General features: G+C 50.9%; 25 protein-coding genes. 16 read left to right on the top strand and 9 right to left on the bottom strand.

Annotation, left to right across the window (positions count from 1 at the left end; all coding sequences use genetic code 11):
* Window positions 1–30 precede the first annotated feature (30 nt).
* Window positions 31–561: a replication initiation negative regulator SeqA gene (gene seqA / locus L1D43_RS07255; RefSeq protein ID WP_239850496.1), complete on the bottom strand. Its 531-nt coding sequence runs from the start codon at window positions 559–561 to the stop codon at window positions 31–33.
* Between the two features lie 284 nt (window positions 562–845).
* Between seqA and L1D43_RS07250 the strand changes: the two genes are divergently transcribed.
* The 9 genes from L1D43_RS07250 (at window position 846) to L1D43_RS07210 (ending at window position 8383) form a co-directional block, all read left to right on the top strand.
* Window positions 846–1604, top strand: coding sequence for an alpha/beta fold hydrolase (locus L1D43_RS07250; protein ID WP_239850495.1), 759 nt, complete (start codon window positions 846–848; stop codon window positions 1602–1604).
* A gap of 81 nt (window positions 1605–1685) precedes the next feature.
* Window positions 1686–1907 (top strand): DUF2788 domain-containing protein, encoded by a 222-nt coding sequence (locus L1D43_RS07245; protein ID WP_011865717.1) that lies wholly within the window; start codon window positions 1686–1688, stop codon window positions 1905–1907.
* A gap of 11 nt (window positions 1908–1918) precedes the next feature.
* The gene (gene ybfE / locus L1D43_RS07240; protein WP_041511303.1) at window positions 1919–2191 is read left to right on the top strand and encodes a LexA regulated protein; all 273 of its coding nucleotides are present in this window, start codon (window positions 1919–1921) and stop codon (window positions 2189–2191) included.
* 50 nt (window positions 2192–2241) lie between these two features.
* A complete protein-coding gene (gene fldA, locus L1D43_RS07235; protein ID WP_011865715.1) occupies window positions 2242–2769 on the top strand; it encodes a flavodoxin FldA in 528 nt (175 codons plus the stop codon).
* A gap of 107 nt (window positions 2770–2876) precedes the next feature.
* Window positions 2877–4046: an elongation factor P maturation arginine rhamnosyltransferase EarP gene (gene earP / locus L1D43_RS07230; RefSeq protein ID WP_239850494.1), complete on the top strand. Its 1170-nt coding sequence runs from the start codon at window positions 2877–2879 to the stop codon at window positions 4044–4046.
* A gap of 47 nt (window positions 4047–4093) precedes the next feature.
* Entirely contained in the window at window positions 4094–4654 is a 561-nt protein-coding gene (efp, locus tag L1D43_RS07225) for an elongation factor P (RefSeq protein ID WP_041511305.1), read from the top strand.
* Window positions 4655–4932: 278 nt separating this feature from the next.
* A complete protein-coding gene (locus L1D43_RS07220; RefSeq protein WP_239850493.1) occupies window positions 4933–6147 on the top strand; it encodes a pyridoxal phosphate-dependent aminotransferase in 1215 nt (404 codons plus the stop codon).
* Between the two features lie 294 nt (window positions 6148–6441).
* Window positions 6442–7029, top strand: coding sequence for a 5'-deoxynucleotidase (gene yfbR / locus L1D43_RS07215; protein ID WP_239850492.1), 588 nt, complete (start codon window positions 6442–6444; stop codon window positions 7027–7029).
* Between the two features lie 28 nt (window positions 7030–7057).
* A complete protein-coding gene (locus L1D43_RS07210) occupies window positions 7058–8383 on the top strand; it encodes an anti-phage deoxyguanosine triphosphatase (protein ID WP_239850491.1) in 1326 nt (441 codons plus the stop codon).
* A 79-nt stretch (window positions 8384–8462) separates the two neighbouring features.
* On the opposite strand, the gene L1D43_RS07205 is transcribed toward L1D43_RS07210, so the two are convergent.
* On the bottom strand, window positions 8463–9098 hold the full coding sequence (locus L1D43_RS07205) for a YchE family NAAT transporter (protein ID WP_041511309.1): 636 nt from the start codon (window positions 9096–9098) through the stop codon (window positions 8463–8465).
* 320 nt (window positions 9099–9418) lie between these two features.
* Between L1D43_RS07205 and adhE the strand changes: the two genes are divergently transcribed.
* The 3 genes from adhE to L1D43_RS07190 all read left to right on the top strand — a co-directional run bounded on the left by adhE (window position 9419) and on the right by L1D43_RS07190 (window position 14023).
* Window positions 9419–12037, top strand: coding sequence for a bifunctional acetaldehyde-CoA/alcohol dehydrogenase (adhE, locus tag L1D43_RS07200; RefSeq protein ID WP_239850490.1), 2619 nt, complete (start codon window positions 9419–9421; stop codon window positions 12035–12037).
* Between the two features lie 207 nt (window positions 12038–12244).
* Window positions 12245–12895: a 2OG-Fe(II) oxygenase gene (locus L1D43_RS07195; RefSeq protein ID WP_239850489.1), complete on the top strand. Its 651-nt coding sequence runs from the start codon at window positions 12245–12247 to the stop codon at window positions 12893–12895.
* A gap of 501 nt (window positions 12896–13396) precedes the next feature.
* The gene (locus tag L1D43_RS07190) at window positions 13397–14023 is read left to right on the top strand and encodes a hypothetical protein (protein ID WP_239850488.1); all 627 of its coding nucleotides are present in this window, start codon (window positions 13397–13399) and stop codon (window positions 14021–14023) included.
* 93 nt (window positions 14024–14116) lie between these two features.
* Here L1D43_RS07190 and L1D43_RS07185 read toward each other — a convergent pair whose 3' ends face one another.
* Window positions 14117–14545, bottom strand: a complete 429-nt coding sequence (locus L1D43_RS07185; protein WP_239850487.1) for a GFA family protein — start codon at window positions 14543–14545, stop codon at window positions 14117–14119.
* Between the two features lie 280 nt (window positions 14546–14825).
* On the opposite strand from L1D43_RS07185, the gene L1D43_RS07180 reads away from it, so the two are divergent.
* Window positions 14826–15239 carry a GNAT family N-acetyltransferase gene (locus tag L1D43_RS07180; protein ID WP_239850486.1) on the top strand — a complete coding sequence of 138 codons (414 nt, stop codon included), beginning with the start codon at window positions 14826–14828 and terminating at the stop codon, window positions 15237–15239.
* 189 nt (window positions 15240–15428) lie between these two features.
* Here L1D43_RS07180 and L1D43_RS07175 read toward each other — a convergent pair whose 3' ends face one another.
* Together L1D43_RS07175 and L1D43_RS07170 are read right to left on the bottom strand one after the other, a co-directional pair.
* Window positions 15429–17474: a S9 family peptidase gene (locus L1D43_RS07175; protein ID WP_239850485.1), complete on the bottom strand. Its 2046-nt coding sequence runs from the start codon at window positions 17472–17474 to the stop codon at window positions 15429–15431.
* Between the two features lie 176 nt (window positions 17475–17650).
* Window positions 17651–19174 carry a fumarate hydratase gene (locus L1D43_RS07170; RefSeq protein ID WP_239850484.1) on the bottom strand — a complete coding sequence of 508 codons (1524 nt, stop codon included), beginning with the start codon at window positions 19172–19174 and terminating at the stop codon, window positions 17651–17653.
* 127 nt (window positions 19175–19301) lie between these two features.
* Between L1D43_RS07170 and pabB the strand changes: the two genes are divergently transcribed.
* The gene (gene pabB / locus L1D43_RS07165; RefSeq protein WP_239850483.1) at window positions 19302–20735 is read left to right on the top strand and encodes an aminodeoxychorismate synthase component I; all 1434 of its coding nucleotides are present in this window, start codon (window positions 19302–19304) and stop codon (window positions 20733–20735) included.
* A gap of 34 nt (window positions 20736–20769) precedes the next feature.
* Window positions 20770–21351, top strand: a complete 582-nt coding sequence (locus L1D43_RS07160; protein WP_239850482.1) for a CoA pyrophosphatase — start codon at window positions 20770–20772, stop codon at window positions 21349–21351.
* 182 nt (window positions 21352–21533) lie between these two features.
* Here the strand turns inward: L1D43_RS07160 and L1D43_RS07155 are convergent, their stop codons facing one another.
* Entirely contained in the window at window positions 21534–21869 is a 336-nt protein-coding gene (locus L1D43_RS07155) for a hypothetical protein (RefSeq protein WP_011865699.1), read from the bottom strand.
* A 246-nt stretch (window positions 21870–22115) separates the two neighbouring features.
* Between L1D43_RS07155 and asnS the strand changes: the two genes are divergently transcribed.
* Window positions 22116–23516: an asparagine--tRNA ligase gene (gene asnS, locus L1D43_RS07150; RefSeq protein ID WP_239850481.1), complete on the top strand. Its 1401-nt coding sequence runs from the start codon at window positions 22116–22118 to the stop codon at window positions 23514–23516.
* 130 nt (window positions 23517–23646) lie between these two features.
* On the opposite strand, the gene L1D43_RS07145 is transcribed toward asnS, so the two are convergent.
* The 3 genes from L1D43_RS07145 to L1D43_RS07135 form a co-directional block, all read right to left on the bottom strand.
* Entirely contained in the window at window positions 23647–24372 is a 726-nt protein-coding gene (locus L1D43_RS07145; protein WP_239850480.1) for a DUF2971 domain-containing protein, read from the bottom strand.
* A gap of 69 nt (window positions 24373–24441) precedes the next feature.
* Window positions 24442–25251, bottom strand: coding sequence for a hypothetical protein (locus L1D43_RS07140; protein ID WP_239850479.1), 810 nt, complete (start codon window positions 25249–25251; stop codon window positions 24442–24444).
* 222 nt (window positions 25252–25473) lie between these two features.
* Window positions 25474–26493 (bottom strand): FAD:protein FMN transferase, encoded by a 1020-nt coding sequence (locus L1D43_RS07135; protein ID WP_239851084.1) that lies wholly within the window; start codon window positions 26491–26493, stop codon window positions 25474–25476.
* Between the last annotated feature and the right edge of the window lie 4 nt (window positions 26494–26497).

Raw genomic sequence — 26497 nt, 5'->3', positions numbered from 1 at the left:
TGATGGGTAGATTGAACCTCAGTATGCCGACTAAATATGACCGATTATGGATTCAATCTGTTTTTCTTGCACGCCAAACTGCCCCAACACTTCGCTTAGGATGGTGCGCTTCTTGGCCGTATTGTTATTGGTGGTCACCCAGAAGCCGCTGTTACCTATCTCTTTCGGGTTGGCCGACTTACTGGCCTTGAGCAATGACTCTTTTGAGGTGGCGAAATAGAGACGATCGCGCCCCTGGATCTGTAACACCTGATCGAATTGATTTGGCGTGGCCTTGTAGATAGCCTCTAAGGTAAACAGGAAGCGACCGACGGCGCCTTTCTGCTGTGCCAGTGCCGCCTTGTCGATCAGAGTGTCGGCATCGAGACTCGCCACCTTTTGTTCTTGTGCTACCTCTTTATCTAGGCCAGGCTGGCTGATCTGCGCAGGCTGCACCATGGCAACCGTCTCTACGTCTAGGCCGAGTAATCGTCGCAGGATCTCTGAAGCACTCTCTCCTATGCGCTCTGTCTTGCTGGCAATATGGCGATATAGCTCTTCATCAATCTCAATATATTTCATGACTAGAATCTTCCTTAGGCGGTAAAGGTAAATAGGTTATTGTTATTGCGAATGCGATCCGCAGCAACTGATGCCAGATCCGTTCAAGTGTATGCTATCTTTCCCACCGGAATAAAGAGCGATCGCATTAAAAATCCACAACTTGGTTACAAGATCAATAAATTACGCCTCAAGTGCGCAAAAACCCGTCAGAGAATGGCGCGATCGCGCTTAATGCTGTCTTTTAAGCCGATTTACAGGCACAATTTGGCCAATTCTCTCAACCTAAACTTTCCATGAGCAGCTTGAACTACACCCAATCGGGACAAGGTAGCCCGGTGATTTTGATCCACGGCCTATTTGGCAACCTGGATAACTTAAAGACCCTAGGCAATGCACTCGATGATCATCAGGTGATCCGTATCGACGTACCTAACCATGGCCTGAGCCCACACTGGCCCAACATGGATTATGCCATGCTGGCAGACGCAGTCATTGAGCTCATGGATGAACTCGAGCTGGACTCGGCGCACCTGGTCGGCCACTCCATGGGCGGTAAGATCGCCATGGCCACGGCGCTGCTTTATGGCGATCGTGTCAAGAGTCTGGTCGCGGCAGATATAGCTCCCGTTGCCTATCAGCCAAGACATCAAAAGGTATTTGCCGGCCTCGGTAACCTAGACCTTAGCGCACTGACAAACCGGGCCGATGCGCAAAAACAACTGCTCGGTGCAGGTATCGACGAAGGTACGGCGATGTTTCTTCTGAAAAACCTCACCAAAGATGATCAGGGTTTCGCCTGGAAGATGAACCTGGCCGGGCTAAAATCCAGCTATGAGCATCTTATCGGCTGGCCACTGGCAGACAAACAATACATGGGCCCAAGCCTGTGCATCCGCGGCGCCGATTCAGACTATGTGACGGCGGCCCATCGCGGAGCATTTGTGTCTCAGTTTCCAAAGATCCAGGCCAAATCACTGGCCGGCACAGGTCATTGGTTACACGCACAAAAACCGGCGATTTTCAATCGCATCGTCGCCGAGTTTATCGCGCAAAATGACTGAATCTTGTCTGTAAAGCGTGTAGCAGACGTTGCTTAACTATGGTATATTCGCGCCTCTTTTTTTAGCCTGAGGGAACGCAGCATGTTATCTCAGTATATGGAACAGATAGAGGCAGTTGGCTTAAACCTGTTCTTTGCAGCGATATTTTTCTTTATTGGTATGGCAATACATGACGTGCTCAAGCAGGGAAATGTCCCTAAATTTGGCCGCTATATTGTTTGGTTAGTATTATTTCTCGGCTGTGCCGGGTTTATAGCTAAGGGCTTGATCCAACTCTCCTGGGAGAGCTCTGGCATAGGTTAAATGAACATTCGATGGCAAAAGAATCTTCAGACAGAACAACGATAGACCTGTTTGCAACCGAGAAGCGCCGAGGACGTCCTCGCAGCAATCCCCTTCCCCGGGAGCAACAATTAAAGGTCAACAAGCGAAATCAGATCCAGCGCGACAGAGCCGCTGGATTAAAACGAATAGAGTTAAAGGTGTCACAAGATTTATACGACGCCTTGAATGAAAAGGCTTTGGCCAGTAACATCAGCCGCAGCCAATTAATCGAATCGATATTGCTTAAGCAGGTAAGACCCTGATCTTAAGTGGTGTTGAAACAAACGTCAGTGAACTAGATAAAGGAAAGACAATGGCAACTGTAGGTCTTTTTTTCGGCAGTGATACAGGTAATACCGAAGCCGTCGCCAAGATGATCCAGAAGAAACTGGGCAAGAAGATGGTCGACGTCAAGGATATCGCTAAGAGTACCAAAGAACAGATTGCAGAATATGATCTGCTGCTATTCGGTATCCCGACCTGGTATTACGGTGAAGCCCAATGTGATTGGGACGATTTCTTCCCTGAATTAGAACAGATCGATTTCGACGGTAAGCTGGTCGCTATCTTTGGTTGTGGTGATCAGGAAGATTACGCCGAGTATTTCCTCGATGCCATGGGCATGGTTAACGAGATCGTCGAAGCGCGCGGCGCCGTGGTTATCGGTCACTGGCCGACCGACGGCTATGACTTTGAGGCCTCTAAAGGCATGGCCGATGACAAACACTTCGTGGGTCTGGGTATCGACGAAGATCGTCAACCCGAGCTGACCGAAGAGCGTGTCGATGCCTGGGTTAAACAGATCTACGAAGAGATGTGCCTAGCAGAGCTGGAAGACTAATCTTTCGGCCACATCAGCATAAAAAGCGGCGAACAGCCGCTTTTTTTAGCCCTGAAGCCGATACCTTGAATCACCCACACAGAGACAGTTCAACCTAATCTTCCCCCATGCACAGTCATACTCACACGCCTCACTGGGACATCTTCTGCGCCGTCGTCGATAACTATGGCGATATCGGCGTCACCTGGCGCCTTGCCAAACAGCTGGCAAAAGAATATGGGCTAGCGGTCAATCTCTGGGTCGACGATCTGGCAAGCTTTGGCCATATCCTGCCAGCGTTGGATCCCAAATGCCCGAGCCAGACCTTCGAGGGCGTCTGCATCAAGCACTGGGATCTGCCCCTCAGCCAGGACTATCTTCCCGGAGAGGTGCTTATCGAGGCCTTCGCCTGTGAACTGCCGCCAGAAGTGCTAGGCAAAATAACCAAGGCACATCAAGTCGGTGACAAGGTGCCCGTATGGCTAAACCTTGAGTATCTCAGCGCCGAAGATTGGGTCGAGGGCTGCCACGGCCTGCCCTCCCTGCAGCGCAGCGGCCTGAAGAAGCAGTTTTATTTCCCGGGCTTTACCGACAAGACAGGCGGCCTCATCTGCGAATCGGACCTGCAGGCGACACGACAGCATTGGCAAGAGACACAGCAGCGACTTAACTATTTTACCCAGCTTGGCCTCAGTGGCATTGCAGCCGACGATACTGTGGTCAGCCTGTTTAGCTATGAAACCGCGAGCCTAGAGGCACTTTGCCTACATTGGAGTCAAGGCAAACAGCAGGTACATCTGCTGGTTCCTATTGGCCGCAGCCTAAATAGTCTAGGCGCCTTCATAGACCCACAACAGGACTTAGCACCGGGTCAGCGTTTTTGCCATGGCAAGCTAACCATTCATCTTCTGCCTATGACAGATCAGCAAGGGTACGACAGGCTGCTTTGGAGCTGCGATGTTAATATAGTGCGCGGTGAAGACTCCTTCCTGCGGGCCCAATGGGCGGCTAAGCCCTTTATCTGGCACATCTATCCTCAGGAAGAAGACTATCACCTGATAAAATTAGAAGCCTTTATGGCACTTTATTGTCATAATCTGGCGCCAGAAGTTGCCGACGCCTGGAAAGCACTCAATATTGGCTTTAACCAAGGTAGCCAGGAAGCCCTGCTTCCCCTGTGGCAACAAGTCATTATCGCACATGCGGCCCTGACGCAACACGCGCAAAAATGGCCGGATGAAGCAATAAATGATGCAGATCTTGCAACACGACTAGTTCAATTCGTTAAAAATAGCTAAGATACTGCGTTGAAATAGAAACACCCTAAAATATAGGAAATAGAGAAATGAAAACTGCTCATGAAATCCGTCCTGGTAACGTGATCATGTTAGATGGCAGCCCATGGGTTGTTCAAAAGACTGAAACAACTCGTTCTGGCCGTAACGCGGCTATCGTTAAGATGAAGCTGAAGAACCTTCTTCAAGACTCATCGACTGAGACCACCTTCAAGGGTGAAGACAAGATGGAAGATATCATTCTAGACCGTCTTGATTGTACCTATTCTTACTTTGCCGATCCTATGTATGTCTTCATGGATGCAGAGTACAACCAGTATGACGTTGAAGCTGACAACCTGGGCGACGCAGCTGCCTATATCGTTGACGGCATGGAAGAGCAGTGCCAGGTAACCTTCTATGAAGGCAAGGCAATCTCTGTTGAACTACCAACAACTGTTGTACGTGAAGTGACCTACACAGAGCCTTCAGCACGTGGCGACACCTCAGGTAAGGTCATGAAGCCAGCAACTATCGCTGGTGGCGCAACCCTTAGCGTTGCAGACTTCGTGAAAACTGGCGACATGATCGAAATCGATACTCGCACACACGAGTTCAAGAAGCGCGCTTAAACAAGCCGTTTACCCAATGATGAAAGCCAGCGTTTTTCGCTGGCTTTTTTGTACCTAAAGCCAACCAACCCAGTTTAACTACCTGAAATTAATTGTCACGGCAGCAGTAATCACTAATTTTATTTTTAACAAATAAGCCTTTCAGCATTTTCCTCTGAAAATAATTGCCAAATTGCGGCAAAGCCCCTTTTAAACAATACTTTTTTTCGTTATTGTTCGATAACTTACGAGCTTTGACACAATCAGCTTTTTTCTTTACCGGCTATCACGAGGTTTCGATGCGCCCTATCATTAAGTCCAATAAACTCGACACCGTCTGTTACGACATACGCGGGCCTGTCCATAAGGAAGCCAGACGCCTGGAAGACGAAGGCCATCGCATCCTTAAACTCAATATTGGTAACCCGGCCCCCTTCGGTTTCGAGGCCCCGGAAGAGATAGTACGCGACGTGATCCTAAACCTGCCCAGCGCCCAGGGCTACAGCGAGTCCAAGGGCCTGTTCTCGGCGCGCAAGGCGATTGTCCAGCACTACCAGAGCCTGGGGCTGTTTGGCGTCGATATCGAAGATATCTACATAGGCAATGGTGTATCTGAACTCATCGTCATGGCGATGCAGGGCCTGCTGAACAGTGACGACGAGGTGCTGGTGCCCTCCCCCGATTATCCCCTGTGGACAGCCGCCGTTCACCTCTCCGGCGGCAAGGCGCAGCACTATCGTTGCGACGAGGAGTCCGACTGGTTTCCCGATCTCGACGACATCAAAGCCAAGATAAATAGCCGAACCCGCGGCATAGTGCTGATCAACCCCAACAACCCAACGGGCGCCGTCTACTCCCGCGAGTTACTGCTGGAGATCATCGAGCTGTGCCGTCAGCACGACATCATCTTGTTTGCCGATGAGATCTACGACAAGATCCTCTACGATGGCGCCGTGCATATTCCGGCGGCGACCCTGTCGGACGACATTCTCACCGTCACCTTCAATGGTCTCTCCAAGTCATACCGCGCCGCGGGCTTTCGTGTCGGCTGGATGATGCTCTCGGGTAATCTCAAGGCCGCCAAGAGTTATATCGAAGGCCTAGACATGTTGGCCTCCATGCGCCTGTGCTCAAACGTGCCCAATCAGCACGCCATTCAGACGGCGCTGGGCGGCTATCAAAGCATCAACGAATTGGTGGCGCCCGAAGGCCGGCTTACGCTGCAGCGTGACACCTGCTATGAACTGCTCAACCAGATCCCCGGGGTGAGCTGTAAGAAACCTAAGGGCGCCCTGTACGCCTTTCCGAAACTGGACGCCAAGATATTCAACCTAAGAGACGACGAGCGCCTGGTGCTGGATCTACTCAAAGAGAAGAAAATTCTCTTGGTACAAGGCACCGCCTTTAACTGGCCAGAGCCCGATCACCTCAGGGTCGTCTTCCTCCCTCACAAGGAGGATCTGAATAAGGCACTGGTGGAATTTGGCGACTTCCTCTCAACTTACAGCCAATAAGTTCATTCAAGCCAACAGAAAAGCGATCTCAGGGTCGCTTTTTTATTCTTAATACCAATCACAATAAATCATTGAGCTGATATAGCGCAGGAAAAACAGCTGAGAACAAGGCAGGATTTTTAGATAAGTAGTTATTCCAGATTTAGTAATTCCAGGATTAAAAATCCTAACGCCGTTATCAAGCGTTTTAACAAGCTAAAATGATCAGGTTTTTATTACGAATGGTATAAGGCCCTGTTTCTATTTACTTGCCCTGTGTTACTGTTAATGCAACTTAGCAACAGGGATAGCAGTATGAGTCATTTGTTCGCCCACCTGGCCAGGATGAAGTTGATCCAACGCTGGCCGCTCATGTATAACGTCCGCCCGGAAAACGTACAGGAACATTCGCTTCAGGTCGCCATGGTGGCCCACGCCTTAGCCATCATAGCCAACAAGAAATTCAATAAGCAGCTCAGCCCAGAGCGCGCCGCCACCCTGGCGATTTTTCATGATGCCAGCGAGATCCTTACCGGCGATCTGCCCACCCCGGTCAAATATTTCAATAAGGAGATCGAGGCCGAGTACAAGAAGATAGAGGCGATTGCCGAACGCAGGCTACTTGAGATGGTGCCGGAGGAGTTTCAGGAAGATTACCAAGATCTCTTGCTAAGCGAGCAGGCCGATGAAGAGTACAAACAATTGGTAAAATCTGCCGATACCCTGTGCGCCTACCTCAAATGCCTGGAGGAGCAGACCGCTGGCAATCATGAATTCAACACCGCCAAGCGACGCCTCACCGAATCCCTAAGCAAGAACCCGGATCCGGCGGTAAAATATTTTATCGACACCTTTATTCCCAGCTTCGAGCTCAATCTCGATGAGATCAATCGCCTGCTATAGCGGCTAAGGCTGCCAAAGAGGAAAGCATATGACATCAGCCATCTGGCATGAAAGACGCTTGGGCGAAGAGAAACTCAGGCGCAACGACCACCGCAGCCCCTATCAGCGCGATCGCGCCCGCATTCTGCACTCGGCTGCCTTCAGGCGCCTGCAGGCCAAGACCCAGGTGCTGGGGGTGGGTATGAACGATTTCTACCGCACCCGTCTCACTCACTCGCTAGAGGTATCACAGATAGGCACAGGGATCTGCGCCCAGCTCAAACAGAAATACCCAGATCTGCATCATCTGCTCGACTCCATGAGCCTGATAGAATCCCTCTGCCTGGCCCACGACATAGGCCATCCCCCTTTCGGCCATGGCGGTGAGGTCGCGCTCAACTATATGATGCGCAGCGACGGGGGATTCGAGGGCAACGGCCAGACCTTCAGGATCCTCACGGCGCTAGAGCCTTATACCGAGCACTTCGGCATGAACCTCACCCGGCGCACCTTGCTGGGGATCCTCAAGTATCCTGCGAGCCACGCCGAGCTGTATCAATCTCAAACCAGGCCCGAAGTCGACAGCTACCGCCAGCTTAAGCCCAGCCAATGGCGCCCGGTTAAAGGGATCTTCTTTGAGGACAAGCCTGTGCTCGACTGGGTACTCGAGCCGTTATCGACCCAAGACAGAGAGCGATTCGTCTCTGCAGCGCCCGGAGAAAAAGATCAACACAAGCGCACCCGATATAAGTCGCTCGACTGCTCCATCATGGAGTTGGCCGACGATACCGCCTACGCGATCCACGATCTCGAAGATGCCATCGTCATGGGCATAGTCACCCAGGCCATGTGGCAACAGGATGTAGCCAGTGTGCTGAGTCAGAGTGAAGATAACTGGATAGCGAAAGAGTTTGCCAATATCGGCGACAAGTTGTTTGCGCTGGAAAATCATCTGCGCAAGGATGCCATAGGGACCTTAGTGAACGGCTTTGTCACCGCTATCCTTATCGATGAAAACCCGGAATTTAACGAGCCCCTGCTAAGATACAATGCCCGCCTAGAAGCCCCATTTGCCGAGGCGCTGCATGTACTCAAGCAGTTTGTTTACAAAAGAGTGATCCGTAAGCCAGAGATCCAGATGCTGGAGTACAAGGGGCAGCAGATCGTCATGGAGCTGTTTGAGGCCTTCGCCTCGGATCCCGAGCGCCTGCTACCGCTCAATACCCAGGAGCGCTGGCAGCAGATGGCGGCGCTAGAGGGTAACTGCAACCGGGTGATCGCCGACTATATCTCGGGGATGACAGATGAGTTTGCCGCCCGCCTGCACCAACATCTCTTTAGTGCCCGCGCTGGGTCCCTGATCGATCTGCAGTAGAGAATCCAACACCTAGGCATAAAAAAACGCGCTCTAGGCGCGTTTTTTTATCTGCAGTAATATCAATAGGCCCTAACGATTAGCCACCTATCAAACTTGGGAACAAGCCCTTAAACCCGGCCGCCATCACCTCGATACCGATAGAGAGCATTAATAGACCCATGAGACGGGTGATCACGTTAATGCCCGTCTTGCCCAGTAACTTAAAGATCACCGGCGCCATACGGAACAGCGTAAAGCTGGTGAGGCCGAAGATCACCACAGTGATCGACATACCGATAAGATCGCTGAAGGTGTTGTGTTGAGCCGCCGACACTATGACAGAACTGATCGCGCCGGGACCGGCCATCAGTGGCAAAGCCAGGGGCACTACGGCAACCGACTCCATGCCTGACGCCTCCCTATCTTCTTCCTGGTTGCGTTTTACCTCGCCCAGCTTACCTTGTAGCATTGACATGGCAATGATCGCGATCAGGGTACCGCCGGCAATTCTAAACGCCGACAGTGAGATACTAAACATATTGAGGATATGCTGGCCGGCAATGATGGTGACCAGGAGGATCACGACCACCGCAAAGTTAGCGACCTTGCCCGTATGGTTACGCTCCGCTTCCGTCTGGTGACTGGTCAGACTCACAAACACGGGCAGCAAACCTATGGGGTTAATTATGGCTACCAAACCAAGAAAAAATTTAACATAGAGTGTTAAATCCAATGTCATCTCCTCAAGTGACGTTATAGTCGGTTAAAAAGCAGTATGGTTGAAAAACGCATACTGTACAGTATTGCTCACGCCTGGAAAAACGAGATTTTCTATCACAATTCACAACTTTGACTTAAATATTCTATTTTTACCCGACTAGAATTATGCCAGTGAGGACCTTCACATTGTACTCACAATGTCATTTTATTACATTAACAGGAGGTTTTGCGGCGTCGATCACGGTTATCACCCCGCCAAGAGTGTAATTTTGTTTCATCAAGAGAATTTAGCCAAAACCGATTTTCGCTAAATTTTTTTCAAAGGATCTCATTATGACTGTTAGCAACCAACAGGAACTCGACCAACTGGTCGAACGGGTCGCCAAGGCCCAGGCACAATTTGCCAACTTTAGTCAGGAGCAGGTCGACAAGATCTTCCGCGCCGCCGCCCTTGCCGCGGCCGATGCCCGTATCTCGCTTGCCAAGATGGCGGCAAACGAAACCGGCATGGGTGTGCTAGAAGATAAGGTGATCAAGAACCACTTTGCATCCGAATACATCTACAACAAGTATAAAGATGACAAGACCTGCGGCATCCTAGAGGAAGATCCCACCTTCGGCACCATCACCATCGCCGAGCCAGTGGGCCTCATCTGCGGTATTGTGCCTACCACCAACCCGACTTCTACTGCCATCTTCAAGGCGCTTATTAGCCTCAAGACACGTAACGGTATCATCTTCTCACCGCACCCAAGAGCCAAAGTATCGACCACTACGGCCGCCCGCCTGGTACTAGAAGCCGCAGTTGAAGCCGGCGCACCAAAAGATATCATCGGCTGGATCGACGAGCCCAGCGTTGCCCTGTCTAATCAGCTGATGACCCATGAGAAGATCAACCTGATTCTGGCCACGGGTGGCCCTGGCATGGTGAAGGCCGCCTACTCCTCAGGTAAGCCTGCGATCGGTGTCGGCGCCGGTAACACCCCGATCGTTATCGACGAAACCGCCGACATCAAACGCGCGGTCAGTTCTATCCTGATGTCCAAGACATTCGATAACGGCGTAGTGTGCGCGTCTGAACAAGCCGTCGTCGTGGTCGATGCCGTCTATGACGCAGTTAAAGAGCGTTTTGCCAGCCACGGTGGCTATATCCTCTCGGCCAAAGAAGCCAAGGCGATGCAGAAGGTGATCCTGAAAAATGGTGCCCTCAACGCCGACATCGTTGGTCAGAGTGCGGCGACCATAGCCGCCATGGCCAACATCAAGGTACCAAACACCACTAAGGTGTTGATCGGTCAGGCTACCGAAGTCAGCGAAGCCGAGGCCTTCGCCCACGAGAAGCTCTCTCCGCTGCTGGCCATGTACCGTGCGAGCGACTTCGATGACGCACTCAACAAGGCAGAAGCCTTAGTCACATTGGGCGGCATCGGCCACACCTCTGGCCTCTATACCGACCAAGACACCCAAACAGAGCGAGTGAAAACCTTCGGCTATCGCATGAAGACGGCCCGTATTCTGATCAACACCCCGGCTTCTCAGGGCGGCATCGGCGATCTCTACAACTTTAAGTTAGCGCCTTCGCTTACTCTGGGCTGTGGCTCATGGGGCGGTAACTCTATTTCAGAAAACGTTGGCCCTAGCCACCTTATCAACAAAAAAACTGTCGCCAAGCGAGCCGAAAATATGTTGTGGCATAAACTCCCCTCCTCTATCTATTTCCGCCGCGGCAGCTTGCCCATCGCTCTCGAAGAATTAAGCGATAAGAAACGCGCGCTGATCGTGACAGACAAGTATCTGTTTAATAACGGCTACTGCGATGAGACCATCAAGATATTGAAGTCTCAGGGCTTAGAAACCGAAGTCTTCTATGAGGTAGAAGCAGATCCTACGTTGGCCATCGTTAATCAAGGCGCCAGCGTGGCCAAGAGCTTCCAACCCGATGTGATCGTCGCCCTGGGCGGTGGTTCACCTATGGATGCAGCCAAGATCATCTGGGTCATGTACGAACACCCTGATGTAGACTTTGCCGACCTGGCGCTGCGCTTCATGGATATTCGTAAGCGTATCTACAAGTTCCCTAAACTGGGCAGGAAGGCCAAGATGGTCGCTATCCCGACCACTTCGGGTACAGGTTCAGAGGTCACGCCATTTGCTGTGGTCACCGACGAGCAAACCGGCATGAAATACCCAATTGCCGACTATGAGCTGACACCTAACATGGCGATCGTCGACCCTAACCTGGTCATGGACATGCCAAAGTCACTCACCGCCTTCGGTGGTATCGATGCGATCACCCACGCACTGGAAGCCTATGTCAGCGTGATGGCCAATGAATACAGCGACGGTCAGGCACTGCAGGCGCTGGATCTGCTGGTGAAATACCTACCAGACTCCTACGCACTGGGCGCTCAGGCTCCTGTTGCCCGTGAGAAGGTCCATAACGGCGCAACCATCGCCGGTATCGCCTTCGCCAACGCCTTCCTGGGTATCTGTCACTCCATGGCCCACAAGCTAGGCGCAGAGTTCCACCTGGCCCACGGCCTGGCGAACGCCCTGCTTATCAGTAACGTGATCCGCTTTAACGCGACCGATATGCCTACCAAGCAGGCCGCTTTCAGCCAGTACGACCGACCCAAGGCCCTTTGTCGTTACGCAAAGATAGCCGAACATCTAAAATTAAAAGGCGCGACAGGCGAAGGCATTAGCGATGAAGAAAAAGTGGAAGCGTTGCTCGAAAAAATCGATGAACTCAAGAAGACGATTGGCATTCCGGCTTCGATCCAAGAAGCAGGCGTCAACGAAGCCGACTTCTTCGCTAAACTCGATGAGCTGGCAGAAGACGCCTTCGACGACCAGTGTACCGGTGCCAACCCAAGATACCCATTGATCGCCGAGCTAAAAGCGATTCTGACCGCCAGCTTCTACGGTAAGAAGTACCAAGATCCTGTATAAGGCGCAATGGCGTTAGCTAAGCTTAAAAGGTGCCCATGTGGCACCTTTTTTTATTTCATACTTAGTCCAAATAGAAATATAGATAATTGTTATTATTAGATAAAAACTAAATAAAAAGCTTTTTATCCTAACCACAAAAATTATTAGTTAGCCAGGCTCATCGCTTAGGACTATAAGGCTTCACCGCCTCTATAAAAACCTAAGCCATTGACCGCAAAATTAGAACTAACATCCGCTCCAGCACTCGACGATATGCTGTTTGCCGACATATGCGACCAGCTTGCCACCCTTGGCTATGCGGTGCTGCATAATGTCTTCCCACCTAGCATGCTGCAGCAGCTACTCGATGGGATCACAGAGCTTGCCGAGGAAGACTTTAAGGCCGCGGCAATCGGCCGTGCCCAAGACCAACAGGTTGTCGAGACCATACGCCGCGACAAGATCTGCTGGCTCAACGAGTCGATGGACTTTACCCGGGACTATTTCACCTGGTCAGAGCAACTGCGCCTGGCGGTGAACCGTTATCTCTATCTGGGCCTGTTCGATCAAGAAGCCATGCTGGCCTACTACGCCCCAGGCGCCTTCTATAAGCGACACCTGGATGCCTTTCGGGGCCAGACCAACCGCAAGCTCACCAGCATTCTCTACCTCAACCCCGACTGGCAACCCAGCCATGGCGGTGAATTACTCATGTACCAAGGTGACGAAACGACCCCCTTCCAGCTGGTCGAGCCCAGATCCGGCACCATGGTGATCTTCTTAAGCGAACTCTTTCCCCATGAGGTGTCACTGTCCCATCACGACAGATACAGCCTCACCTCCTGGTATCGCATCAACGACGGCATGCCGGGGCACTAAGCATTACAGTATCTAGGCTACAGCGCCTGAATTCCCTTTAGATATAAGTATAAGGAAATTGGGCGCCGAGCGGCATCGAATCTCGTACTCTAATTCACAACAAGCAGCCCACCTGCAGTCTCGCTCAGCAAATCTTCCATCTTCTCCCCATGTCAACCTATTGGCAACCAGCCAAAGACGGTGATAAGTTATTGTAAAAATGAATTATCCCCACTAAAAATTGCTAACAAAGCTAGCTAGGTCAGCCGAGCAAGGTGCGCACTTCTTAGGAGGTGATAGATGATAGGGATGCCACATGAAAAGGATCCTTTGCTTACTCGCTATGAGTGTGAAGCTTGTTGCTTGTGATGATCGTCGCTTGTAATGACTATCACTTGAGAAGCCGCTAACCGCATAGAAGATGACAAGTCATAACTGAAGCCGTCACTGAGATTCAAACTCAATACTCCCATAGCATTACACTCTTTCCCTTATGGAGTAATGCCATAGAAGGAAACGCCCATGAGCGCCATTAAGGACATAAGAATCAACAAGTTCGAATTGAAATTAGCTGATACGGATGACCCCGTTGCCGAAAAGACCAGCTGGGATCCGCTGAAATCTGGCGGCGCAAACTTTAAGACACAAGATATGGTCGAGACCAAAGGCCGAATTGTCATTAAGCACTCCGTAACGGCCCTCATTTTATATTCGATGTTTTTGCTACCCGGTTTAGGAATATTTTTCATCGTCAGTCCCACCCTGTTTCTCGAAGGCGAATCTGGTGGTGGCAGCGCCATGGCGATACTCGGCGCCCTATTCATCGGGGTTAGTCTCTTGATGCTGTCCAGCAAGAAGCACATGACCTTCGATAAAACCTTAGGCACCTATTTTTGCGGCAAAAGCTACGATGGCTCTAAAAGAGGTGATGCCAGTCGTCAGGGACGACTCAGCGACATCCATGCGTTGCAGCTCATCAGTGAATCTATACGTTCTAACAATCGATCGTACCGCAGCTATGAGCTTAATCTGGTCTTTCGCAATGGTGAGCGAGCCAATGTGATGGATCACGGCAGCGAGTTAGAGATAGAAGCCAGCGCTAAACTGTTGGCTGCGTATCTCGACCGACCGCTTTGGAAAGCGACATAGACTTTTCAGGGCTTATCGGAAGTTGCGGCCAATGGAGATAAATCGCTCAAATTAACAGGGGCTTCCTAAGGAATTACGTACCGATAGTGATCGTCAATTTGATCTTTGCAATGCGTTATTAAGGGTTTCCATGTCGGGCATCTCTTCAAATTGTGCTCCGCTGTCACCAATAATGTCCCAATTGGCTTTAGACTCAACAAAAAGATGCGCAACGACACGGCTATCTTTAGCATCATCGAGTAATCCGGCTGGGATCCAATACTGCTTTTTATTACTCATCAGGTGAGGGACTGTACTGCCGCACTTGCTACAGAAATCGGAACGATAACCGGTTTCAGTGATGTATGAATTAACAAGGGACTCACCTTTAATCCATGTAAATTGCGCTTTATTAAGAAATGTGGCGGTATCTGACGAGGAAGCAGACAACTTTCGACATAAAGAACAATGGCACTGATAGAAATGAGGAAGAGGTCCGCTTATATAAAATTCGACACCTCCACACAGACATTTACCTTTCATCTTGACTAACTCTCCTGACACTAGGTGTACTATTAAAAGAAATCTGCAGGCCCACTGTTTTGATTGTTCGAATGGAACGTGCAAAAGCGATTCGCCTCCCAGATGATGTATATATCTGCATCGTACGCGACTGTCTTTGAAAATTAGATGTTCACTGGCTATTAGTTGTCGTGGGGCTAAGTCTATTAAATACCCATTACAAATGCGTTTGACAAAATATCATAAAATGAATCAACCAGATAAATCTTTAGCAAGATGAGGAAACACCATAAGGAGAAAGATGGAAGTGAGAATAAGCAACCAGGCACCTGATCTCGAAGAGTTCATGACTTTGCGAACTGCAGTTGGCTGGACGAACCCCGAGCCTGGACTGGTTCAACAAAGCCTGAATAACTCGCTTTTTCACGTTTGCGCCCATATCGATTCAAAGCTTGTGGGTTACGGCCGTATTGTGGGCGATGGCGCTATGTATTTTTATCTGCAAGACATAGTGATCTCACCCGAGTATCAAAACCAAGGTGTAGGCAGATCAATTATGCAAGAGATAGAGAGTTTTCTTGCAGATACCGCCCTGCCCGGCGCCACCATTGGGCTGTTGGCTGCCTGCGGTAAGGAGGCGTTTTACTCTCGATTTGGCTACAGCCCCAGAACAGGGGAACCTCTCGGACTAGGCATGTGCAAATTTGTTGAATGAGAGCGCGATACAGGCAAACGATTGCTCACCCTACCCGCTTTTCTCTAGAAGCGCATGTGAACTAGACTAGGGCAAGCTAATCGCATACAAAAAACGCCCACAAAAAAGCCAGAACTGAGTTCTGGCTTTTTATTTTCTATGATCGGGTGACTAAATTATCACCCGCATCTTGCGAACGTCTATCTCGGTTTACTTCTTGGTCCAGCGATCCATCCAGCCCAGTACGTTGGCGTACCATTGCTCTAGGTTGTCTGGGTTAAGGATCCAATGGTTCTCATCTGGGTAGATAAGCAATTCAGATGGGATCCCTTTGCGCTGCATGAAGCTGAACGCCGCCAGGCCCTGTCCGTAAGGCACACGGAAGTCTTTCTCACCATGGATCACCAGCATAGGCGTCTGCCAGTTATCGACATAGTTAACCGGGTTAAACTTCTCGAACAGTTCCTTGTTGTCCTGGTAGGTGCCACCGAATTCATACTCAGGGAACCACAGCTCTTCGGTCACATAGTACATAGAGCGCATGTCGAACAGACCCGCGTGGTTAACCAGACACTTGAAGCCGTCGTTCCAGTTACCTTGGATCCAGTTCATCATGTAGCCGCCGTATGAACCACCCAGGGCGCAGGCGCGATCGCCATCTAGCCACTTCTGCTGAGCCGTCACCGCAGCCAAACCTTTCTGCAGATCTTCCAGCGGCTTGCCGCCCCAGTCCTTAGAGATAGAGTCGGTAAAGGCCTGACCATAACCGGTAGAACCGTGGAAATCGATCATCACCACGCCGTAACCGGCACCCGCCCATAGCTGCGCGTTCCAGCGGCTGCTGAATGAGTTACCGAATGAGCCTTGTGGGCCACCGTGTACCAAGAAGGCAACAGGATACTTCTTACCTTGCTTGTAGTTAGCAGGCTTGATCCAGTAACCATAGACCTCTTCGTTGTTCCAGCCCTTGAAGCTGAACTGTTCAAACTCACCAAACTTGATCTTGGCTAGGTTATCCTTGTTCACTTCGGTCAGGCGATTTACATTCTGACCGTCGAGAGACATGGTATAGAGATCGCCCGGCTCAACCAGACTCTTGTGGTTGAAGACGATCTTGTCGCCGGTCACACCCAGGATGCTATTGCTGCCGTCGTTGTGCAGCGTCTTCACGTCACCAAACTGAGTGTTGACCTCGAAGATGCTCACCTGGCCCAGATCCTGCGCCGTCACATATATAGTGCGGTTATCTGCACCGAAGGTCAGCGAGCTTGGGCTGCGATCCCACAGCGGCGCCACTTCTTTCTCTTGGCCGGTCACAGTGTCACGCAGCATGACGCGGTAACGATCCGCCTCGAAGCCAGGCTTGCTCATGGCAAGATACGCCAGGTAACGGCCGTCGGCAGAGAAGGTTGGCTGGGCGTCCCACGCCTTGTTGCTCTCAGTCAGGTTTTTCGCCTCACCGCCCAGGACGGAGACCTGCCACAGGTCGTAGTTGGTTTCCCAAGCCTGTGACTTGCTCGGCGCCTTGGCGCTGTAGACCACATACTTACCGTCTGGGGTAAAGGTCACCTCTTCCATGCCAGAAAATGGCAGCGGCGGAGTTTCGGTATCCAGGCCTTTAGTCACATCCACGGCAGTGTCGATCATCTTGCCATCAAGTTTTGCCACAAACAGGTGGCTACGGCTGTGATCGCCCCAGGTATCCCAGTGACGTACCATCAGCTGCTTGTATTCGCGGCCGGTAGATTTACTCTCGGCTTCCTGCTCACGCTTGTCGGCGGTGCACTGCAAGGTGTCACACTCAGGGTAGACGCGCATGTTCATCACGACCTGAGCGCCATCTTGAGACAGCTTAAAGCCTTCAACGTCCAGCGGCAGATTAGAGATCTTAACCGCTTCGCCGCCATCGAGTGCCAGCTCATACAGCTGTGAGCTGCCATCGCGCGCCGCCAGGAAGTAGATCTTCTTATCGTCTGCGCTAAAGGCAACGCTATGCTCAGTGCCTTTGGCCGAGGTCAGGCGTTTTACCTTGCCATCGGTCAGCGACTGAAGATAAAGGTCAGATTGTGCCTCACCCTTATCATCAAATTTTTTAACTGCATACACGATTTTAGTGCCGTCATTAGACAGAGCACTGGAATGCAGCTTATTCATTTTAACGAGGTGTTGTACCTTAAAAGGCTCTGGTGCTGCGGCGTGAGCACCAGACACCAGACCGGCTGTCGCCAAGGCAAGTATGATTGCAGTTTTTTTCATTGTTATAGTCATCTTTATGGTTGAACGGCAAGGCGACAATGCTTAATGCTAAGAAAAGGCGCCTAAAGCCAAAAAGTGTCGCCAAAATACGCAACAGACACTAAACAAAAATGGGGGGTTAAGCAAGTCGTCTGACTCACCTAAAACCCACCCACTTCTTCATGCTTTACTCTGGGTTAGGCAAGTTTGACACGCCAGGTGGCAGGGCCGGTTTCGTGAGCATTGACCCCTTCGCTGTCTACGGCAACGGTCACCGGCATATCGGTCACGTCGAACTCGTAGATGGCTTCCATACCTAAGTCTTCGAAGGCCACGACCCGTGACTTCTTGATCGCCTTAGACACCAGGTAAGCGGCGCCGCCCACGGCCATAAGGTAAACCGCCTTGTGCTTCTTGATAGACTCGACGGTAGCCGGGCCACGCTCAGCCTTACCTATCATACCCATCAGACCTGTCTTATCCAGCATCAGATCGGTGAACTTATCCATACGGGTCGCCGTCGTTGGACCCGCTGGGCCAACCACTTCATCACCCACAGGATCGACTGGGCCAACATAGTAGATAAACTTACCGGTGAAATCGACCCCTTCTGGCAGGCCTTCACCACTCTCGATAAGGGTTTGAATGCGCTTGTGCGCCGCGTCACGACCGGTCAACATCTTACCGTTTAACAGCAACACGTCACCGCTCTTCCACTGCTCGATGTCAGCTTGGGTAACGGTATTAAGATCCACGCGGCGTACGCCCTCGCCCGCTTCGCGGGTGATCTCTGGCCAATCTTCCAGCTTAGGCGTCTCCAGCTCGGCTGGGCCTGAACCATCTAGGTGGAAGTGCACGTGGCGGGTCGCCGCGCAGTTAGGGATCATCACCACAGGCTTAGAGGCTGCGTGGGTTGGCGCCGATTTGATCTTGATATCCAGCACGGTAGTCAGGCCACCAAGGCCCTGGGCACCTATGCCTAGCTTGTTAGCGCGCTCGAAGATATCCAGACGCAACTTCTCTTCGGCGGTTTCGGCGCCCTTAGCATGTAGTTCGTGAATGTCGACAGGATCCATCAGGGCCTCTTTGGCCATCACGGCCGCCTTCTCGGCGGTGCCGCCGATACCTATACCCAGCATACCTGGTGGACACCAGCCGGCGCCCATAGTCGGTAGTGTCTTCTCGACCCACTCGGCGATATCGTCTGATGGGTTAAGCATCACCATCTTAGACTTGTTTTCCGATCCACCGCCCTTGGCGGCGATGGCGACTTCAACATGGTTACCCGGCACCATCTCGACGTGTACCACAGATGGAGTGTTGTCTTTAGTGTTCTTACGGCCACCGGCAGGATCGGCAACGATAGAGGCGCGCAGCGGGTTATCTGGGTTGGTGTAGGCGCGTCTTACCCCTTCATCCACCATCTGCTGCACTGTCATGTCTGTCTTGTCCCACTTGACGCCCATACCGATCTTAACGAAACAGGTCACGATACCTGTGTCTTGGCACAGCGGGCGCTTGCCTTCGGCGGACATACGAGAGTTGATCAAGATCTGCGCGATAGCATCTTTTGCCGCCGCACTCTCTTCGCGCTCATAGGCCTCGGCCATGGCGTCAACGAAATCTTTAGAGTGGTAATAGGAGATATATTGTAGTGCGTCGGCGACACTCTCGATGAGGTCCGCTTGCTTGATGATGGGCTGTTCTATAGTCACAGACATTTCCTTACTCACGTTTTGGTTATTCACCGCCCTTTTGCAGGGTCGCGTATTTTTTTTGAATCCGTTCACAATATGATACTCTTTCGCGACTTTTAGGGGAACATCACATTTTAGATAAGGGTTATCGATGGATTTTTCGTCGACTCAAGGCGTTGCAGTGCAAAAGTTAGACTGGCAACTCTCCACCATTGAGGTATTTGACTGCTTCGCTCACCTGCCCTGGGCCATACTGCTGGACTCCGCCGGCGCCAATCATATTGACGCCCGGTACGACATCATCAGCTTCGATCCTCTGGCCACCATCACCAGCCAGGATGGCGTGACCCAAACCAGGCATCTGCGTCCCACTGCGGCGACCGCTACTGGGAAAAACAACCCTAAAAACAGTGATGAAACTAGCCAGGACGCTCCCTTTTCGATACTTCAGGCGGCAATAGCCAGCTATTTCCCGACTCAGCATGCCTGTGAGCTGCCCTTCAGCGGCGGCGCACTGGGCACCTTTAGCTATGATCTGGGCAGACGCATCGAGAAGCTCCCCGCCACCACGGCCAAGGATATCGCGCTTCCCGAGATGAATGTCGGCCTCTATGACTGGGCGCTGCTGTTTTGCTACCAGAGTCAGACCTGGTCTCTGGCGCACTATCGAGGTAAAAAGGCGCTTAAAGAACGGCTAGCCGACTTAGAGGCGAGGCTAGATTCACGGTCAAGCGAACAAGCCAAGGGTGAGAAGTTTGCCCTGAGCCGTGACTGGCAGCCACAGATCACTAAAGACGAATACAGAGACAAGTTTGATCGGGTTCAGGAGTACCTGCACAGCGGCGATTGCTATCAGATCAACCTGACTCAACGCTTCGAGGCCGAGTATCGCGGCGATGAGTGGCAAGCCTACCTGAAACTCAGAGCTAGCAACAAGGCGCCCTTCTCCGCCTTTATCCGCCTGGAAAATCACGCCATCCTCTCCATCTCGCCCGAGCGCTTCATCAAGCTTAAGGGCGATGCCATAGAGACCAAGCCGATCAAGGGCACCATGGCGAGATCCAGCGACGCCCAGGCCGATAAGGCCGCCGCCCAAGCCCTGGCGGCATCTGAGAAAGATCGCGCCGAAAACCTGATGATCGTGGATCTGCTGCGAAACGATATCGGCAAGGTGGCCAGCCCTGGCAGCGTACGGGTGCCTCACTTGTTTGCCATCGAGAGCTTCCCGGCGGTGCACCATCTGGTGAGCACAGTGACTGCCAAGCTGGCTACCCCCAACAGCCCCTGCGATCTATTAAGAGCCGCGTTTCCCGGTGGCTCCATTACTGGCGCGCCGAAGATCCGCGCCATGGAGATCATCGAAGAGCTGGAGCCGTCGCGCCGCAGCCTCTACTGTGGCTCCATCGGCTATATCAGCCAAGACAGGCAGATGGACACCAGCATCACCATACGTACCCTGGTGGCCGAGCCACCTCGTCTCTACTGCTGGGCGGGTGGCGGCATTGTGGCCGACTCGCAGGTCGATGCCGAATATCAGGAGAGTTATGATAAGGTGAGTAAGATCCTCCCCATACTGAGTCACTGACAAGTTCCCCATACTGAGTAACTAACGAGCAAATATGACACTGGACGAGTTTAAACGGCGCTACGCTCTGCACCAACTGCCCACAGATACAGGGCCGCAGATCCATCGCACATTGCGACAGGCCGCCGTGCTCGTTCCCCTGATAGAAGCTAGTGGTCAGCTGGAACTGTTGCTCACTCGCCGGCCCACTCACCTCAGGGCCCATCCGGGACAGATAAGTTTCCCCGGCGGCAAGGTCGAAGAGAGCGATGCCAGTTACGCCGACACCGCCCTGCGAGAGGCGTTTGAGGAGATCGCCCTACCGCGAGACAATGTCGAGGTGCTGGGCCAATACCCCATGTTTAACACTTTCACCGGCTTTGCCATCGCGCCCATCATAGGTGTGGTAAGAGAAGCCTTCGAGCCTGTGTTAGATCCCGGCGAGGTGGATGAGCTGTTCAGCGTGCCCTTAAGCTTCCTTCTAGATCCCGCCAATCGCATTCAGAAACAGTTTTCCCGCCGCGGCGTGAATTACCCCGTCTACTTCATCCCTTATGGCGATTATTTTATCTGGGGCGCCACCGCCGCCATGATAGACAGGCTCTGCCGCCAGATAGGCAATGAACAATCGATCTAAACCCGATCGTTCCAAAAAAAAGCTAAGCCCACTCCAAATAAGAGCTAAGCCCTAGCTAGCCCACTCTACGAAAGCCTCTTGGCGTATATACGCCAGCAAACAATGAATACAGTGAATACAGTGAATACAGTGAATACAGTGAATACAGCGAAAGTAAATGTGCTGAAGCCCTAGACGAAGAACTAGACAAAAAACTTAAGATAGAGACCTGCCGCGGTGGAGGTTAGCAAGAGCAACGGGATATTAAACCAGTAGCCCATGCGGCTGTGGTGGGCCACATAGAAGTTAAAGGCCAGGTTGATCAAACTGATGGCGGCGCAGCTCCAGATCACATACTCCAGCCTCAGGGTGATGGTGGGATCCCAGGTAAGGCGCACGCTAGCCCCTTTACTGAGAAAGTAGCCCACGGCGCGATCCGGTCTGGCCTCACCAAATAGCAGTAATGCGTACACGGCCAAGGACCAACCTAAGATCGACAAGGTGCCTAAAAAAATCTGGAAAATTTTGACTTTTTTCATTTAGCCCACTGAATTAACTGGCCATATTTTAAGCATAACAAGCTTTCCAGCCTAACACCATTCACGGATAAACAGCAGATTAAGGCCGCTTTTTCATGGCGCCTACGCCTGCCTTGGCTGAAATGCCCATTTTATTTGCCTTTAGGCCAATCTATCTGCTGTTTTTCCCTTGAGAAAAGCCACCAGCAAGGTAATATAAACCTCCAAAATTTTTAATAAAACGTTTCGTTGGAGAACTAAGCAACAATGAGCATTGCATCTGTCGCTTCTGTATTTAAGGGTGATTTTGCGGTTGGTTCGCAAGTTACCGTACGCGGTTGGGTAAGAACTCGCCGAGATTCCAAGGCCGGCATCTCTTTTCTTGCCGTATATGATGGTTCCTGTTTTGATCCCATTCAGGGCGTTGTGCCAAATAGCTTAGACAATTATAACGACGAAATCTTACGCCTCACGGCCGGTTGCTCTGTCGTGATGACGGGTGAACTGGTTGAAAGCCCAGGTAAAGGCCAGGCGTTTGAGATGCAGGTGACTAAGGTTGAAGTCACAGGTTGGGTTGAAGATCCTGATACCTATCCAATGGCGGCCAAGCGTCACTCTATCGAGTATCTGCGCGAACTGGCTCACCTGCGTCCTCGTACTAACATCATCGGCGCGGTCGCTCGCGTACGTAACTGTCTGTCTCACGCGATCCACAACTTCTACAACGAAGAAGGCTTCATCTGGGTCTCTACCCCGCTGATCACCGCTTCTGACTGTGAAGGTGCCGGTGAGATGTTCCGCGTCTCGACATTGGATCTGGAAAACCTGCCACGCACCGACGATGGCAAGGTCGATTTCAGCGAAGACTTCTTCGGTAAGGAATCTTTCCTGACGGTATCGGGTCAGCTGAACGGCGAAACCTACGCCTGTGCACTATCTAAGATCTATACCTTCGGCCCGACCTTCCGCGCCGAAAACTCAAACACCAGCCGCCATCTGGCTGAGTTCTGGATGGTTGAGCCGGAAGTGGCCTTCGCCGATCTGAACGATGTTGCCGGTCTGGCCGAGCGTATGCTGAAGTACTGTTTCCGCGCCGTGCTTAACGAGCGCCGTGACGATCTCGAGTTCTTCGCCCAGCGCGTCGACAAGACGGTTATCGAGCGCCTTGAAAACTTCGTCAACAGCGATTTCGCTCAGGTGGATTACACCGACGCCATCGAGATCCTCAAGGCCTGTGGCAAGAAGTTCGAATTTGACGTCGAATGGGGTATCGATCTGCAGTCTGAGCATGAGCGCTACCTGGCGGAAGAGCACTTTAAGGCACCTGTGGTCGTGAAGAACTATCCAAAAGATATCAAAGCCTTCTACATGCGCCTCAACGAAGATGGCAAGACAGTAGCGGCCATGGACGTACTGGCACCGGGTATCGGTGAGATCATCGGTGGTGCCCAGCGTGAAGAGCGTCTGGACGTGCTAGATACCCGTCTGGACGAGATGGGTCTGAGCAAGGAAGATTACTGGTGGTATCGTGACCTGCGCCGCTACGGCACAGTGCCACACTCAGGCTTCGGTCTGGGCTTCGAGCGTCTAGTCTCTTACGTGACAGGCGTATCGAACATCCGCGACGTGATCCCATTCCCACGCGCGCCTAAGTCGGCTAACTTCTAAAGTCGGCTAAGTTCTTAGCAAGTTCTGCAAAAAACGCCCTACGGGGCGTTTTTTATTGGCGTAAGTTTGAGATAGAAATTTCTATGGGCTAAGGCACTCAGATGTTGCTGTGAGCGAATTAATGTGATTTTTAAGAGCCTTTCCACCCTCGATGCTTTAAAACATAGTCTTCTTGGCTTCTTTTAATCTCTGTACATTGAGGACAGTAATCTTGAGTCCTAACTCTGTCGCACAAGAAGATTCGCTTATTTCCAATAGAGACTTTTATGTCATCGACTAGACCTTGTTCACCCATAACATGGACTTTCAAGTCAGGCTTACAAAGCGACAAAATGTGTAGCAACATATCTACCTTAGACTTTTCTGCTCTGCTTCCAAATGTCACAGACTTTATGTAAATAGGTAGAAATATTTCATTCTCCCCAAGTAAACAGCGACTCTCTGATTCATATTTCCATGGTTTATCTTTATGTACGAGGATTTCTTCTGCCTTTTCTCTAGAAATATGGCGCTCATTAATAACTGGCTTTTTGAGGTATGAAACTCTATGTGCTTGTTGGTCATCCATTAACTGAAACTCAACAACACAGCCTCTTGCTCCATTTGCATAATGAGACCACATTAAAGGATGATCTTTATCCCGACTAAAGCAGACTATACGAAAAGTTTTAATTAGTTCATCCCACTCTTGTTCTTTATCCTTTGGTATTGTTCCGTCAATCTTAACAACCCCCTCCATCGGATCATTTAACTCATGATGTTGAGCGGCATATAACCTTTCCCTGAGAATTAAGTCGAGTAAAAATTCAAAATTATCAAGAGATTTATATTTGTAAAAAACCTGTTGTTTAACCATACGATATCCAGAAAAAGGCTCTTAACACCCACATAAAAACCAGCAAAACTTAAGCGGCGATTGGTAGGCTCACGCCCCCAATGCCCACTGTTTTTTACGAAGTACGGAATGCTTACTTTTGAGGAAGAAAACAAAGAATTCGTACAAATAAGGTATCTCTTCCTTGTCGCCTGAAGTGCTGTCACTATACATTTCGTGAAGTGTATATACCTGCTCTCTGAGCAATGAATAGAAAGGTCTTAGTAAGCTAATTATTGACCAAATCACATGATAGCTAGCTTTTTCAGTAGCCTTAAGTAGATAGTAAAATTCACAACTAGTTATCCACTCACCATTAATGTTTTGTTGCCACTGATCGACATTGTTAATACTAAGGGCTTCCATTTGTATCTTCTCACGAACATCGCTCCTAAGCCCCCATATGTGATACTGAATGACAGATAGCCATAGATTAATGGGATCTTCATTCTTGTTATTCGATGTCAACTCATCAAGATTGTAGTACCTTGAGCCTTTGGCAAATTTAGATAATACGGCTAGCATTTCATTTTGAACTTCATTTGGCTCCATTTTTGACTCAAGCCCATATGATTTTGCCAAATTATGGCAGCTCGAGTATAGCTCCAAGATGTTGTGACCATAATCTTTGAGCTGGTTATTTGTTGGGTTTTTAAAATGATTATTTATCTTATGATCAAGTAACAAAACTATCTTCATAAGCCTTTCAAACCCGGTCGCCAGTTCAAATAGTCCTGAGTAAAATAGCCCTCGATGAGCATCATCGATATTTGCATTACGTATAGAATTCAAACCGCCTAGCAAGCTAGACATTGTGAGGTGCCCTTCTTGGACCAAGAGCTTATAGTTTTTCTCAAACATAGCTCCTCCCTGTAACCTTGAGCCTGACATTTTATTAGCGCGCCTACGCATCTATTTGGCAAAACGCGCATGCATATTTAATGAAGCTATAATTGATGACTTACTAAACTAAAGTCATTGATTTATAACCACTCTAGCAGAGTCATGCAGGATAAACGAGCACCAGAATGGGCGAAGTGTGCATGAATATTGACTCGGTGCCTCACCTTAAATACCTGAAAGCTAGCCACGGATGATGTGATGAACGACGCCCTGACGAGATAGAAAGTCTTCGGCTCCCTCCCCCTGTAACATGGCCAGGGTCGCCAGCATGCCGGCGACGACACACTGAGGAGCAAACACACTGACCGATAGCGGTGCACCTTTGATGGGGTACCCAGTGCCTGGGTCTATGATATGGCCATAGCGTTTACCTTGGTGCAGTAGATAACGCCGGGAGTGTCCACTGGTGGCCAGCGCGCCAGATTTCAGCGTCACCACACGTGCGGGGGTATCTAGCTTGTGGGGATCTTCAATCCCTATCTGCCAGGGCCGCTCGCAGCCTGGCGAGGCAAGCATATCGCCGCCTAGATTCACTAACAGGTCGTGATCAGGCAGCGCGCTGGTCATGATAGCCATGGCTTTGTCGGCGGCGTACTCCTTGGCGATCCCGCCAAGATCTATCCCCATGCCATCGGGTAGAAAGAGGCACCGCTCCTCGATAATCAGCCGCTCGAAGCCGACACATTCAAGCGCCGCCTCTATCTGGCTATCACTCGGCGGAGTTTCATTTTCCCCAACGCCGAATGGCCAGAGGGCCAATAGGGGCTCTGCGGTTACATCAAAACAGCCCTGGCTTAACTGATAACAATGCTCGGCAAACCTGAGTAGCCCAAGGGTTTCCTCGTCGATCGCTTGCCAGTCTCCGGCGCCGCGATTGATTTGAGTTAATACGCTACTCTCGCTGAAGCGGTTGTACTTAGCCTCGATGCGCTTAACCTCGGCCATGGCGCGCTCAAAGGCCTGAGTTATTCGCTCTCGGCCAATCTTGTTACCTTGAGTCCTGTTACCTTTAGCCTTGTCTCCTTGCGCCTTGCTATCTGCTTGCTTAGGGCGCGCGAGAAATTCACAGCGGCTAGCCATGGCCATAAACTCGCCTTTGAGACCCTTAAGGTTATAGCGATCGTATTGGCTTTCATCCGAGATCGCCGCCAGCTGATTGTCTAGATCAGCAAGCGGCGACAGTTTGAGACCTTCCTCCATTGCG

Origin of the sequence: Shewanella sp. Isolate8, from assembly GCF_022398495.1 — a bacterium.
GTDB lineage: Bacteria > Pseudomonadota > Gammaproteobacteria > Enterobacterales > Shewanellaceae > Shewanella > Shewanella aquimarina.
This window is presented reverse-complemented; position numbering and strand designations above follow the sequence as displayed.

Coding starts and splice junctions, on each gene's coding strand:
- L1D43_RS07145 (WP_239850480.1), bottom strand. CDS start 24,372: ATGGTTAAACAACAGGTTTTTTACAAATATAAATCTCTTGATAATTTT.
- asnS (WP_239850481.1), top strand. CDS start 22,116: ATGAGCATTGCATCTGTCGCTTCTGTATTTAAGGGTGATTTTGCGGTT.
- L1D43_RS07160 (WP_239850482.1), top strand. CDS start 20,770: ATGACACTGGACGAGTTTAAACGGCGCTACGCTCTGCACCAACTGCCC.
- L1D43_RS07170 (WP_239850484.1), bottom strand. CDS start 19,174: ATGTCTGTGACTATAGAACAGCCCATCATCAAGCAAGCGGACCTCATC.
- earP (WP_239850494.1), top strand. CDS start 2,877: ATGCACAGTCATACTCACACGCCTCACTGGGACATCTTCTGCGCCGTC.
- pabB (WP_239850483.1), top strand. CDS start 19,302: ATGGATTTTTCGTCGACTCAAGGCGTTGCAGTGCAAAAGTTAGACTGG.
- ybfE (WP_041511303.1), top strand. CDS start 1,919: ATGGCAAAAGAATCTTCAGACAGAACAACGATAGACCTGTTTGCAACC.
- L1D43_RS07245 (WP_011865717.1), top strand. CDS start 1,686: ATGTTATCTCAGTATATGGAACAGATAGAGGCAGTTGGCTTAAACCTG.
- adhE (WP_239850490.1), top strand. CDS start 9,419: ATGACTGTTAGCAACCAACAGGAACTCGACCAACTGGTCGAACGGGTC.
- fldA (WP_011865715.1), top strand. CDS start 2,242: ATGGCAACTGTAGGTCTTTTTTTCGGCAGTGATACAGGTAATACCGAA.
- L1D43_RS07210 (WP_239850491.1), top strand. CDS start 7,058: ATGACATCAGCCATCTGGCATGAAAGACGCTTGGGCGAAGAGAAACTC.
- L1D43_RS07220 (WP_239850493.1), top strand. CDS start 4,933: ATGCGCCCTATCATTAAGTCCAATAAACTCGACACCGTCTGTTACGAC.
- efp (WP_041511305.1), top strand. CDS start 4,094: ATGAAAACTGCTCATGAAATCCGTCCTGGTAACGTGATCATGTTAGAT.
- L1D43_RS07140 (WP_239850479.1), bottom strand. CDS start 25,251: ATGTTTGAGAAAAACTATAAGCTCTTGGTCCAAGAAGGGCACCTCACA.
- L1D43_RS07180 (WP_239850486.1), top strand. CDS start 14,826: ATGGAAGTGAGAATAAGCAACCAGGCACCTGATCTCGAAGAGTTCATG.
- seqA (WP_239850496.1), bottom strand. CDS start 561: ATGAAATATATTGAGATTGATGAAGAGCTATATCGCCATATTGCCAGC.
- yfbR (WP_239850492.1), top strand. CDS start 6,442: ATGAGTCATTTGTTCGCCCACCTGGCCAGGATGAAGTTGATCCAACGC.
- L1D43_RS07135 (WP_239851084.1), bottom strand. CDS start 26,493: ATGGAGGAAGGTCTCAAACTGTCGCCGCTTGCTGATCTAGACAATCAG.
- L1D43_RS07175 (WP_239850485.1), bottom strand. CDS start 17,474: ATGAAAAAAACTGCAATCATACTTGCCTTGGCGACAGCCGGTCTGGTG.
- L1D43_RS07190 (WP_239850488.1), top strand. CDS start 13,397: ATGAGCGCCATTAAGGACATAAGAATCAACAAGTTCGAATTGAAATTA.
- L1D43_RS07185 (WP_239850487.1), bottom strand. CDS start 14,545: ATGAAAGGTAAATGTCTGTGTGGAGGTGTCGAATTTTATATAAGCGGA.
- L1D43_RS07155 (WP_011865699.1), bottom strand. CDS start 21,869: ATGAAAAAAGTCAAAATTTTCCAGATTTTTTTAGGCACCTTGTCGATC.